This window comes from Pseudomonas sp., from assembly GCF_033723075.1.
Taxonomy (GTDB): domain Bacteria; phylum Pseudomonadota; class Gammaproteobacteria; order Pseudomonadales; family Pseudomonadaceae; genus Aquipseudomonas.
Map to the genome: position 1 here is coordinate 1 of NZ_JAWVXU010000018.1, position 13285 is coordinate 13285.

Here is a 13285-nt window from a genome sequence, read left to right on the forward strand (position 1 = left end):
AGAAGGCGTGTGGACTTACAGCGTCAGCAACGCTGCTGTGCAGTACCTGGGCTTGGGCGACACCAAGATCGAAACCTTTACCGTGCTCAGCGCCGATGGCACTGAACAGGATGTGGTTGTCACCATCACGGGCACCAACGACGTTCCGACAGTCGGTAATCCGCTCACATCTTCCGACTTTGAAGGCAACGGTCTTTACACCCTCAACCTGCTGCTTGGGACGAGCGATGTCGACACCGACGATGTACTGAGCGTCAGTAACGCCACCTACACCGTAGGCGGTGTGGCTACCGGCGATGGTGGCGTCAATGTGCCTGCGGGCTTGAGCCTTGGAGTCAATGGTGTTCTGAGCATCAACCCGAGCGACTCCGCTTTTAACTACCTGGCCCAAGGTCAGAGCCTGGTGATCGTCGTAAGCTACTCAGTGACCGACGGTATTGCCAGCCTAGGCAAAACCGCCAGCATCACCATCAACGGTACTAACGACCAGCCGACGGTGAGTAGTGCAATTACCAGCAGCAAGTTCGAGGGCGATGTGGCTTACGAGCTCGATCTGCTCACCCATGCCAGTGATGTCGATACCATTGACGTACTAAGCATTGGCAGCGTGACCTACAAGGTTGGTGATGGTGTTGCTAGCGGTGCCGCACCAACCGGCTTCAGCTTGGTTGGTTCGACGTTGACGGTGGATCCTGCCAATACTGCTTACGACTACCTTGAATTCAATGAAACCCTCGAGGTACTGGTCAGCTACACGATCAGCGACGGCAAAGGTGGCAGCGTAGCGCAAACCGCAACCATCACCCTGACCGGCACCAACGATGCGCCTAGCGTATCGACAGTCGAGGCGAAAACCATTGCGCCTGCCATTGGCAGCGTGACCATCACTGACCTGAGTGTGGCGGATGCCGACGAGGGTGACGTGCTGACCGTCAACCTGGTGGGCGTCAATGGCACGCTGGATTTGGCTGATGGTTCTGGTGTGAGCTTTACCCAGGGTTCCGAGGCGGCCGGCGAGTCGTTCGTGGTGATGCAGGGCACTCAAGCGCAGATCAACGCTGCGCTCAATGGCCTGCAATATACCGCCGACGGTTCCGGTGTCGACGGCGCGGTCTATCTGGACGTAGTCGATGGCGGCGAGAACGGCGCCAGCGGTGCGTCAAGCTATGTCGACGTGCAGATCGCCGGCGCTGATGCACCTGTGTCCCTGAACTTCGCCAACGGCGAAACCAGCGTGTTTGCCAACTACAACCCGGCCACTATCGTGACCATCAGTGGCGTATCGGCTGCGGACACCACGGTTACCGTAGCGACGGATACGGTCATCTCCGGTATTACCGGGTCTGTCACGCTGGGCGGTTATACCGGCAGCCTGGATGGTGCCTCTGTACAGTTTGCCGACGGCAGCGTGCTGAAGACATCAACGGTGAAAGCCGTGCTGGTGGGTACCATTGGCGCTGACGATCAGCTGATCGGCAGCGGTGACAACGATATCCTGCGTGGCCTTGGTGGCAACGACAAGCTGTACGGCGGTGCGGGCAACGACACCATCTATGGTGGCAGCGGTGCCGACATCATCAAAGGCGGTGCCGGTAACGACGTGCTGTACGGCGGTGACAACTCCGCAGACGATGGCGCTCAAGACCTGTTCGTCTACGACACGGTGGGTGACCAGGGCACTGATATCATCGTTGGCTTCAAGAATGGCCAGGATAAGATCGCTTTCCAGGGCGCCTTGCCGAGCAGCTATTTGGTCTCGAGCATCGGCACTACTGCAGTGGTCACGTTTGGCGACACCACTATCAAGTTACTGGGCATGGCGGGTTTTGTAGACGACAGCGACTTCGTGCTCATCGGCGAGAACGATGTGCTCATCGGCACTCCCGGGAATGATGTGCTCGTCGGTAACGTTGCTGAAAACACCATCTTCGGTCTTGCTGGCGATGACACGATCACTGGCAGGGCTGGCAGCTTCTTGTATGGCGATGCCGGCGACGACGTGTTCAGCTTCGATGAAGGTGCAACTGTTTTGGTGGCATCGGCTGCAGTCGTCAATGGTGGCGAGGGTATCGACACCATTTACGCTTGGAACGGCATTGGCGGCGGTAGCGTGACCTTGTCCGATGCGGCGTTTGCCAATGTGAGCAACATGGAAGTACTGGAAATGTCTTCTGGCGGCACCGCTACCGTGACACTGGGGGGCAATGCTAACGCAGCGTTTGCCGATGGCATCACTGTGACCAATAGCAGCACTGGTGCACTGGTGGTTAACGGTGCAGCAGCGACGATCGCAATTACCGCAATTGGGGGGAATGCCAACGACACGCTGACTGGTGGCGCTGGTAACGATGTGATCACTGGCGGCGCTGGTAACGATGTGATCACTGGCGGCCAGGGTGCTGATCAGCTCTCTGGTGGTGCCGGCTCAGATACATTTATGTATCGCGTATCCGGCGATTCTACCGAGGCGCAAATGGATAGCATCCTTGACTTCGGAGTTGGGTCTGACGTCATTGACCTGCAAGGGCTTGTTCCCGGTCATGCCTATAGCGTGAGCAATGGCGGGAATGGTTTCGCTGACTTCGCTGCTGTGAAGGCTTCGGCTCAATTGGCTCTAGGAGGCGATAATTGGCCATTCGTGGGCGGCAACGGAACGGACACCTGGGTGTTCTTTGATGACGGCCATAACAACAGCTTTGATGCCGGCGATACGGTGATCAGGCTGGTGGGTATCGATGCTAGCACCATCGATTCCGGCAGCTTCAACTGGGGGGGGATGCTCGGCTAGCCTGACTGGAACACACCTCTCAGCGCTACTGGGGGAGTGATTGTCCCGCACTAAACCCTGCCTCTACTTGAGGCGGGGTTTTTTTATGCTGCGCCAGGCATGGCACAATCTTGCGGGTGGAAGTCTCCCAGTAAGCTGACCACACAACGAACCCGTTGGGTTAGCGGTGGGCCACGCCATTCAGGCAAACCAACGGTTGTGGCCACCGCGTGGCCCAACAGGGTCTCGCCAACAATCATCGTCATGGGCAACCGGCTTGCGGTCGCGCTGTTGGGTTACGCCGCGCCCGGTAATCGCGGCGTTGCCAAGGGTGTGGCCTGCGCGGCTAACCCAACCTACGGTTCGAGTGTTCGGCGGTTTTGGCCGCGAATTATCGACACTGGCAATCTGCGAGGTTATTCGGCGCCTTGTGCTGCCGTGCTTGCCATTGGTGCGAGGGCACGCTCAAGGATGGAAATTATTTCTGAATTCATGCTGCGATGGTTGGCCTGTGCCACTTCAGCGAGGCGCTCTCTCATCTGGGCCGGAAGGCGGATGACTAACTTCACGGCCGGTTGGCTGGAGGTATGCGCAGGTTTCATTTTTTGCCTCTTCAAGATTTATGGGGCGCTTGTAACCGTTTACCGGTATCCCTTTGCAGCGCTAACACTAACTCCTTGCTTGGCTTCCGTTATATCTGGCGTCGGAATAATGGCGGATTCTACTGTCTGTAAGCAAAAAGTATAGTGCTTGCTGGCGTCGGGAGCCTGGCCGCGGGCGAGAGAAATCGCTGTGCTTGCATGCGTCGATTAAGACCGCGGGGCAATGTTCGCTGGTTGGTTTTTTGAGCGAAGCAGAGCGCGGTGGTACGGGGAGCGAGTTGCTTGAGTCGGCGTCGGCTGGTTTTTTTATATATTGCGGTTTTTAGGTTTTTAGCGGCTATTTTCCGTTAAAATAAGGATTTTTTGGCTAAGTTATCGGGTCTTCTGTTTCTTCTGCGGTGCCTGTATGCGGCAGTTTTACAGTCAGGCCGTGGGCGGTACTGCGTTCGATTTTGCGCTGGCGGCATCTGTTCAATTGGCGATATTAAGCGCTTCTGTTATCGCGGTTGAGCAGGGGATTTTCGCCGTAACGCGCTCAGGAAAAAATTTGGTTTGCCATCGATAAAGGAGGGGGGGATGCGCACGGGGTGTCGGGATATTGGCATCATTATGACGCCGCCGTGATATCATCCTGGGCCGTTTTTGTTATTGAGTCTGCGAGTCCCGCGCATGAAGCCCCCATCCCCGTCTGACCTAAAAGCAGCCTTGCTTGTGTGCAAGGGTGGCTTTTTCTCTGTTGGCTTTTTCAGTCTTTTCGTCAACTTCCTGATGCTGGTGCCCGCGTTCTACATGTTGCAGGTGTATGACCGGGTGATCGCCACCGGCAGCCATTCGACGCTGCTGATGCTGACCCTGATTCTCACCCTGCTGCTGGTCACCATGGGCGTGCTGGAGTGGGTGCGTTCGCGCATTATGGTGCGCCTCAGTACGCGGTTGGATCTGATCCTGGGGCCGCGCCTGTATGACGCCAGCTTCAAGCAGGCGCTCACCTCGGGTGGCATGCAGGCCTCGGCCCAGCCACTAAGTGACCTCACCGGCTTGCGTCAGTTCATTACCGGCAATGGGCTGTTTGCGTTTTTCGATGCGCCCTGGCTGCCGATCTATCTGGCCGTGATGTTTTTGTTCCACCCCTGGTTTGGTTGGTTTGCCGTGGGTTGTGCGCTGGTGTTGGTGGCCCTTGCCTACCTGAACGAGCGGCTGACCAACGCGGCGTTGCTGGAGGCCAACAAGCAAAACCTGGCCGCCACTGCCTTCACCCAGAAGAACCTGCGCAATGCCGAGGTGGTTGAGTCCATGGGCATGCTGGGAATGTTGCGTGAGCGCTGGCAGGCGATGAACCACCAGGTGTTGTCCCTGCAGGGCGTGGCGAGTGATCGCGGTGGCAGTATTGCGGCGTTTTCCAAGACCTTTCGTTTGTTGGTGCAGTCGCTGATTCTGGGGTTGGGTGCCTACCTGGCTATCGAGCAGGAGATTACGCCGGGGCTGATGATTGCCGGTTCGATTTTGCTCGGTCGGGCGCTGGCGCCGATCGATCAGATGATTGGTGCCTGGAAGGGTTTTTCTGCGGCGCGTGGCCAGTATGCGCGGCTCGATGAGCTGCTTGAGCAGGTTGCCGCCGAGCCTGAGCGCATGTCGTTACCTGCGCCGCGTGGCGAGGTAAGCGCAGAAAACCTGGCGGTGGTGCCGCCTGGGGCGCAAAAGCCGGTGCTGGTAGGGCTGAACTTTCACGTGGCAGCCGGTGACGCGGTGGGCATTATTGGTCCCAGTGCGTCAGGTAAGTCGACCCTCGCCCGTGCGCTGCTGGGTATTTGGCCGGCCGCACAGGGCAAGGTGCGCCTGGACGGTGCCGATGTGTTTGCCTGGAAGCGTGAAGAGCTTGGTCAGCATGTCGGTTACCTGCCGCAGGATGTCGAGCTGTTTGACGGTTCGATCAACGAGAACATTGCCCGCTTTGGCAACGTTGACCCCGTGGCCGTGGTTGAGGCCGCCCGCCTGGCCGGTGTGCATGAGCTGATTCTCAAGTTGCCACAGGGCTATGACACGGTGATCGGTGCAACCGGAGGTGGTCTGTCTGGTGGCCAGCGTCAGCGCATTGGTCTGGCGCGGGCGGTGTATCGGCGGCCGCAGTTGATCGTGTTGGATGAGCCCAACTCGAACCTGGACGATGTGGGTGAGCGGGCACTCTCCGAGGCCATCGTCAAGCTCAAGCAGGCGGGCTGTACGCTGTTTGTGATTACTCATCGCACCAGTGTGCTCAATGCCCTGGACAAGCTGATGGTGCTGCGTGATGGCGCGTTGGCGATGTTCGGCCCGCGCGACAAGGTGTTGGCCGAGTTGAGCAAGGCCCAGCAGTCGGCAGCAGCAGTGCGTGCGTAACCCTTTAAAGGATGGAAATGGACGTGAGTAATTCTTCCCCTGCGGGCCTTGCGCCATCGCTGCCGTTAGCGACAAACGATCTGCCGGTTCGGCGGATCGGCTATGCGGTGTTGTTCGTGACGTTCGGCCTGTTTGGTTCCTGGGCAACCTTTGCCCCGTTGAACAGCGCGGCCCTTGCGTCTGGCGTGGTTACGGTCAAGAGCTATCGAAAAACGGTGCAGCACCTGGAGGGCGGCATCGTCAAGGCCATTTACGTGCGCGATGGCGACCAGGTGGCTGCTGGCGATGTGCTGCTTGAGCTGGACGGTACGCAGACACTGGCGGAGCTGGAGATGGTGCGCAGCCAGCTGATTGCATCGGTTGCGCTGGGCGCGCGGCTGGTCGCGGAGCGCGATGGCCTGGATACGGTTGATTTCCAGCAGGATGCCACCAGCGCCGATCAGCGTGTGCTTGAGGCGCAGCAGAACGAGGCCCAGGTTTTTCAGGCCCGTCGCTCCGCTCGGCTGGGCGAGACCGGCGTGCTGCAAAAGCGTGTGGTGCAGCTCGACGAGCAGATTCGCGGCATTAATGCGGTGATCGCCGGCAAACAGAAGGAGTCGGCTTTTTACGAAGAAGAAGTCGGCGACTTGAGTGCGTTGCTCAAAGAGGGTTTTGTCGACAAGCAGCGCTTGCGTGAGCAGCAGCGCAATGGCGTGCGCCTGCTGTCTGAAATCGCTGAATTACGTTCGTCCATCGCCGGTGCGCGATTGCAGATCGGTGAGACCGAGTTGCAAATCATGCAGCTCAACAAGGATTTCATCGCGGAGGTGGTCACTCAGCAGTCCGAGGTGCAAACCACGATTTTCGATTTGAACGAGCGCTTCGCCGCGGTTGCCGAGCGTGCCCAGCGTATCCGCGTGCGTGCGCCTGAGGCGGGCATGGTGCTGGGCATGCAGGTGCATACGGTGGGCGGGGTGATTGCGCCGGGTACGCCGTTGCTGGATCTGGTGCCGGCCAGCGAGGATCTGGTGGTCGAAGCGCAGATTTCGCCGATAGACATCGACCGGATCGCGCTGGGCAAGTTGGCGGATGTGCGTTTCAGCGCGTTCAACAGTGCGACCACGCCGGTGATCGAGGGGCGTCTGGCGCAGATTTCCGCCGACCGTCTGGTCAATGAGCAAACGGGTGTGCCGTATTACCTGGGCCGCATCGAGCTGACCGATAAGGGGCGCAAAGCCCTGGGTGACTTGACCCTGGTGCCCGGTATGCCAGCCGAAGTGCTGATCAATACTGGCGAGCGTACGTTGTTGAATTACCTGGTGCAGCCGGCGACCAATGCGTTTGCCCGTTCACTGATCGAGGACTGACCCTGTGCGGCATTTTTTCTGTGGTGTGATGCTGCTCGCGAGTGCGCCTTTTTCCGGTGTGATATTCGCCGCTGTTCCCAGCGAGGAACAGGTGGTGGATTTATGGCAGTTGTTTCAAGAGGCCGAGCTGGAGGACCCGCGTGTGCTCGCCGGACGTGCGCGCAGCGAGGGTGGCGCATGGCGTGAGCGCGAGGCCTTTGGCCAGTTGCTGCCGCAATTGAGCGCCAGCAGTACGCTCAATCGAACTGCGCAGGACAATGACACCACCCGGCAGATTTATAACGGTGAGCGCTACGCGCTGACCTTGAGCCAGGTGATTTATGACGCACAAACCTGGCACAACTACCGTCGTTACAGCGAACTGGCAAGGCAGCAGGAAGCGGAGTACGCGATTACTCAAGAAGAGGCGACGCTTGATCTGATCGAGCGCTACTTCACCGCCTTGGCGGCCGAGGATGAGCTGGCTCTGGTGTCTGCTGAGTTGCGCGCCACTGAGCGCAACCTGGCGCGGGTCAATTCGTTGTATGAGCGCCAGCTGGCGATGATTACCGATGTGCTGGAAATTTCGGCACGGGTGGATTCGCTCAAGTCCCGCGAAATTGAAGCGCGCAATACCGTCGAGGTGGGGCGCGAGGCGTTGTCCGAGATGATCGGGCGTGAGATTACCGAGCGCTTGAAACGTGTCGGCGAGCAGGTCGTGTTTCTGCCACCGGAGTATGACCGTGAGTACTGGGTGCAGCAGGCCATGACCGAGAGTCCGGTTTTGCAGGCGCGCAACCGTGCGGTCAGTGCTGCACAGGCAGCCTTGCAGCAAGCGGCAGGTGGGCATAAGCCCAAGGTCAGCTTGAGCCTGAGTGGCCAGCGTAGCGACATCGGTTACGAGAACAGCCAGGCACTGATTACCGATACCTACGTGGTGAGCTTGGGGGTTCAGGTGCCGCTCTACAGCGGTGGTTCGACCCGTGCGCGTGTTTCAGCGGGCGCTTCCGATTTGTTGGTGGCCGAGCAAGAGTTTGAGCAGACCAGGCGCCAGGTCGTTCGGGAAACACGTTCGGCTTTTTATGATACGCAGGCAGGTGTGAGCAAGATTTCCGCCTCCCGCAAGGCCATGGCGTCTTCGGCGAAGGCTCGTGAAGCTGCCGAGCGGGCGTTTGGTTTTGGCGTGATGAACGCAGTGGATGTGCTGAACACCATCAAGGAAGAGTACGCCGCCCGCCGCGCGCTGCTGCAGTCGCAGTATGACTTCATCCTGAGTTCGCTGGTGCTGCGCCGCTGGAGTGGCTCGCTGGTACGTGATGATGTACGCAAGGTCAACGAGTGGCTGGTGGATGTCGCGCCTGCAGATCGCGGCTGAGCGGTGCGTAGGTTGGGTTAGCGGTGAGCCACGCCATTCAGGTAACCCAACGGGTGTGGCCACCGCGTAACCCAACACGGACTCGCCAACAATCATCGCCATGGGCAACCGGCTCGCGATCGCGGTGTTGGGTTACGCTGCGCCCGGCAATCGCGGCGTTGGCAAGGGTGTGGCCTGCGCGGCTAACCCAACCTACGGTCTGCGCTCAACACCAACCTACGGCCCTGAACAGTGCGTAGGTTGGGTTAGCGGTGAGCCACGCCATTCAGGCAAACCACTGATTGTGACCGCCGCGTAACCCAACACAGCCTAGCGGTTTAGCCTGCGCTGTTGTTTTGCTGGATTATGCGGCCGTACAATTTTTCCAGTTGCTCCCAGGCGGCTATGGTCTGCGCGCTTTGTGGGCCGGTCTGCGAGTGGATGACGGCGGTGGCGTGGCGCAGCACTGCAAGGGCTTCATTGAGGCGGTTGGCCTGCATCAGTAGCATGCCCAGGTTGTTGCAGCTTTCCGCCACAAGCATGTGGTTGGCGCCTAGGCGCTTCTCTCTGATGGCCAGGCCTGTGCGTAGTTGCTCTTCTGCATCTTGCTTCATGCCCAGCAGGTTGTAGAGCACGCCCAGTCGGTTGTGGATGTCTGCAACGCCGACTGATTCCTCGCCTTCGAGTTGCTGACGGATGCGTTTTACGCGCAGCAGCAGCGGCTCTACTTCATTGAGTTTGTTTCTCTCCGTGAGCAGTGTTGCCAGGTTGAGCAAGGGCGCGCTGATTTCGAGTGTGTTCGCGGCATTTTTACGTTCATAAATCTCAATTGAACGGCGGAAGTAGGCTTCTGCTTGCGGAGGCTGCCCCTCTTTTTTGCGCACTACCGCGAGGCTGTTGTAGGCCTTGGCTGTGGCTGTTGCACCGGTAGGGTAGAGCAGTTCGAGTATGCTGATTTGCTTTGCAAGCTGGCGGTGGGCCTTGGCCAACTGATTGGTGCGGATGTAAAAGGTGGCGAGTGTTCCATGTATCCTGGCGGCCGCTTCCGAGTTCTTGCCCAGGGCTTTTTGCCGCAGTTGCAGCGTCTGTAGCAATAGCTTTTCGGCATTGCCAGGTTGGTTAAGCCGGACCAGGCTTTCGGCCAGCGGAACTATCGAGCGTGACAGGTTGTGATGGTTCTTGCCGTAGGCGCGGGTTCTGGCTGCGAGGCTGGAGCGGTAGTGCGTTTCGGCTTCGCGGTACTGCTGGTTGAGCATGGACAGTCTGCCGAGGTTGTCATGCGCGCGTGCCAGTGCTTCCAGTTGCGATGATGTGTTGCCAGCGGCGGCTGCCTTTTGCGACGCGAGTGCCTGGTTGCAGATAGGTTTGGCGCCAACCAGATCCCGTTTGTTGAGGATGGTTTCGCAGTCAGAATTGCTTGCTGCCAAGGCCGCGGGGGCCATGAGTGCCGCAATGAGTGGCCAGGCAATTGTGTAGTGGGCGCGCTTGAGCAATTCGAAAGTCCATTTGGGCTGTGGTCGCAGAGGGGCGATATTCACATGGTTGTGACTGGTGATCAATCGAGGTGTGTTGTGTAATGAGGTCGGCCCCTGTAGGCGCTCATCCAACATGCAAACGCATCGCCAAAAAAAAGCCCGCCTGATTTGGCGGGCTTCTGCGTTCTGCGGTTGCTGTTTAGTTGCCGTAAACCGGGAACTTGGCGCAGAGCGCTTTGACCTGCTCGCGGATGCGCGCTTCAACGGCTTCGTCGCCCAGGTTGGCGAGGATCTCGCAGATCCAGCCGGCCAGTTGGCGGCACTCGTCTTCCTTGAAACCGCGGGTGGTCACGGCCGGGGTGCCGATGCGCAGGCCCGAGGTGACAAACGGAGAGCGCGGGTCGTTGGGCACGCTGTTCTTGTTCACTGTGATGAAGGCGCGACCCAGGGCGGCGTCGGCGTCTTTACCGGTGATTTCCTGCTTGATCAGGCTGAGCAGGAACAGGTGGTTCTCGGTGCCGCCGGAAACCACGTCATAGCCGTTGTCGATAAACACGCCGGCCATGCTCTGGGCGTTCTTCACCACCTGCTGCTGGTAGGCCTTGAACTCGGGCAGCAGGGCTTCCTTGAAGCACACCGCCTTGGCCGCGATCACATGCTCCAGCGGGCCGCCCTGGCCGCCCGGGAACACCGCGGAGTTGAACTTCTTCTCCAGGGCTTCGTTGGCGCGGGCCAGGATCAGGCCGCCGCGCGGGCCGCGCAGGGTCTTGTGGGTAGTGGTGGTGACCACGTCGGCGAACGGCACCGGGTTGGGGTACACCCCAGCGGCAACCAGACCGGCCACGTGAGCCATGTCGACAAACAGGTAGGCGCCAACCTTGTCGGCGATGGCGCGGAAACGCGGGAAATCCAGGATCTGCGAATAAGCGGAGAAGCCGGCGATGATCATCTTCGGCTGGTGCTCGACGGCCAGGCGCTCGACTTCGTCGTAGTCGATCAGGCCGGCATCGGTGATGCCGTACTGCACGGCGTTGTACATCTTGCCGGAGAAGCTGACGCTGGCGCCGTGGGTCAGGTGACCGCCGTGGGCCAGGCTCATGCCCAGTACGGTGTCGCCCGGGTTGAGCAGGGCCATGTACACGGCGGCGTTGGCCTGGCTGCCGGAGTGCGGCTGGACGTTGGCGTAATCGGCGCCGAACAGCTGCTTGGCGCGGTCGATGGCCAGTTGCTCGACCACATCGACGTATTCGCAGCCGCCGTAGTAGCGCTTGCCCGGATAGCCTTCGGCGTACTTGTTGGTCAGCACGCTGCCCTGGGCTTCCATCACCGCCGGGCTGGTGTAGTTTTCCGAGGCGATCAGCTCGATATGTTCTTCCTGGCGCTGGGCTTCTTGCTCCATCGCGGTAAACAGTTCGGCGTCAAAACGAGCAAGATTCAAATCACGGCTGAACATGGCAAATCCCCTGAGAAAATCAGCTGGGCGGTAGAAAGAGGGGGCGAATTCTACCCCATCTCGGCCGGGCAGGGGTATGCGGCGCAGTCATGTGGCGGACAAGTGGGGTTCATGTGCAAGGCAGTCTCGAGCAACCCGCGTTCCGTAGGGGCACTCGCCGCAGGCAGTGCACCATGGTTGCCTGTGGCGGGTTGTCGCTGCGCGCCGAGCGGAACGCCGACCGGCCGCACTACCCGCAGGCAGTGCCCCCTGGTTCGCTATTGTCCCCATTCCCAGCTTAGGCGCGCGTAGAAAACCCAGTCATCCTGGTTTGGCAGGATATCGGCCAAGGCATTTGCATAGGTCATATTCACTGAGAACCCTTCAACACCGCTCCAGCCAAGGCCGACGCCTGCAGCCTTGGGCGTCTGCGTGGGATTTTTTGAAAGCACAGTGCCTATGTCATAGAACACAAAGGGATCAAGCGTTCCACCCAGCGCACTTAGCCCGCTGTAATGGGCTTCGAGACTGGTCTGAATGCCATAGTCGCCGCTGATAAGACCTGGCGCATAACCACGTATCGATGTTGGTCCTCCGACGGAGTAAGCCACGGCCCCAGGAATTGCTTCCTCGTTGGTGTACTGATAATCCATCTGCATCAACCCGTACCAAGCGGATTGATGCGGTCGGTAATAGGCGCTTGCGTCTCCGCTCAGTATTGCAAAACTCTGATCAGTCCCACTAGCTGCCTGGTTCTGCGTGCTTACCCAACCAACCAGTTGCCGACCTGATAATTGCCAGCCCGAGCCCAGCCAAGTGAACTGCGCGCCGGTATTGATTTTGTTGATGTCGTAGTCACTGATGGGCTCTCCAAGTACCGACGTTTTCGACGTCGAATACATAGCCGAGCCCAGCGCGTTGAGCCAGAAATTTCTGGTAGAAATGGCTAGCCAGGAAGCATCCAGCGTCAGGCTGGTTGAGTCGCCCTCAACCGCCAGGTCCTGAAAGTCCCCCGCAGTCACTTCCGACTGGTTGACCGAGAGGCTACCGCCAAGCCGCCACCCGCTAGCCTTGATCGGCGCACTATAGATTGAAGTGAACGCCTGGTTACCTTCCGACACGAGCGTATAGAGCAACCCCCTGTCGCTCCCGGTGAATACACCTTGGCGGCGATAAATTGCGCCCACTTCATTTTCACCGGAACTCTCGTAGCCATAGTTGTCGACAAACAGTTGCACATTATTCTGCAGCGGCTCGTCGACGACCATGACTATGTCGGTAAGACCGAAGTCCTTGCCTGCACGCAGCTCGGCCTGCAGTCGCGCATCGTTGACCCGATTGAACTCGAGAATGTCGCTTTCCAGCACCTTCATATCGACCAGGGTCTTATCTTCGGGAAGCGGCACCCAGCCGCGCACGTAGGGCTCGGGCAGATAGCTATGACCTTCAATAAGCACTTCCCCCAGTTTCCCTTCAACCAGACGGATGATCACAACGCCGCCGGTGACATCCTGCTTGGGCAGCAAAGCAGTCGCCGTATAAATGCCTTTTGCCTGATAGACCGCATTGATCTCTGCGACCATCCGATTCAGGTCGGATAGCCGCGTTTCCTTGCCTAGGTAAGGCAACACAATAGCTTTCAGCTCATCCGCGGTGAGCAACTCGGACTTGGTAAAACGCACGCTGTTGAGGACAAAAGAAGGTCCCGCGTCGGGAGCTTCGACTTCATCATCAGGAGCAACCAACTGCTCATCACGCTGCTGAATCTGCCTGCGTTCTTGCAAGGTCTGCTCACGACGTTGCAGTTCCCTTTCACGGCCCGCCGGGTCGGCAACCGGCGGGAGAGGCAAGGCATACGCATTCGAGATGAGCAGGCTGAGTAAAATGGCTTGTAGCGATAGGCGCCGAAAATTCACGCAATATTCCTAATTGATGGACTACCGTCCGTGATCGG

General features: G+C 58.9%; 7 protein-coding genes and 1 pseudogene. 4 read left to right on the forward strand and 4 right to left on the reverse strand.

What is annotated here, in order from left to right; translation table 11 throughout:
- On the forward strand, positions 1–2788 hold a 2788-nt coding region (locus tag R3355_RS19085; RefSeq protein ID WP_318962632.1), incomplete at its 5' end, for a VCBS domain-containing protein.
- 434 nt (positions 2789–3222) lie between these two features.
- Here the strand turns inward: R3355_RS19085 and R3355_RS19090 are convergent.
- Positions 3223–3369, reverse strand: a pseudogene (locus R3355_RS19090) (Arc family DNA-binding protein); the annotation flags it as partial.
- Positions 3370–4038: 669 nt separating this feature from the next.
- On the opposite strand from R3355_RS19090, the gene R3355_RS19095 reads away from it, so the two are divergent.
- From R3355_RS19095 to R3355_RS19105, 3 genes are read left to right on the forward strand one after another with little or no spacing between them, the layout of a single operon-like run.
- Positions 4039–5745 (forward strand): type I secretion system permease/ATPase, encoded by a 1707-nt coding sequence (locus tag R3355_RS19095; RefSeq protein WP_318962633.1) that lies wholly within the window; start codon positions 4039–4041, stop codon positions 5743–5745.
- Positions 5746–5762: 17 nt separating this feature from the next.
- Positions 5763–7091 (forward strand): HlyD family type I secretion periplasmic adaptor subunit, encoded by a 1329-nt coding sequence (locus tag R3355_RS19100; RefSeq protein WP_318962634.1) that lies wholly within the window; start codon positions 5763–5765, stop codon positions 7089–7091.
- 28 nt (positions 7092–7119) lie between these two features.
- The gene (locus tag R3355_RS19105; RefSeq protein ID WP_318962667.1) at positions 7120–8445 is read left to right on the forward strand and encodes a TolC family outer membrane protein; all 1326 of its coding nucleotides are present in this window, start codon (positions 7120–7122) and stop codon (positions 8443–8445) included.
- Between the two features lie 317 nt (positions 8446–8762).
- On the opposite strand, the gene R3355_RS19110 is transcribed toward R3355_RS19105, so the two are convergent.
- The 3 genes from R3355_RS19110 to R3355_RS19120 form a co-directional block, all read right to left on the reverse strand.
- Complete coding sequence (locus tag R3355_RS19110) at positions 8763–10034, reverse strand: tetratricopeptide repeat protein (RefSeq protein ID WP_318962635.1); 1272 nt, start codon at positions 10032–10034, stop codon at positions 8763–8765.
- A gap of 64 nt (positions 10035–10098) precedes the next feature.
- Positions 10099–11352: a serine hydroxymethyltransferase gene (gene glyA / locus R3355_RS19115; protein WP_318962636.1), complete on the reverse strand. Its 1254-nt coding sequence runs from the start codon at positions 11350–11352 to the stop codon at positions 10099–10101.
- A 257-nt stretch (positions 11353–11609) separates the two neighbouring features.
- The gene (locus R3355_RS19120; protein ID WP_318962637.1) at positions 11610–13247 is read right to left on the reverse strand and encodes a ShlB/FhaC/HecB family hemolysin secretion/activation protein; all 1638 of its coding nucleotides are present in this window, start codon (positions 13245–13247) and stop codon (positions 11610–11612) included.
- Positions 13248–13285 lie beyond the last annotated feature (38 nt).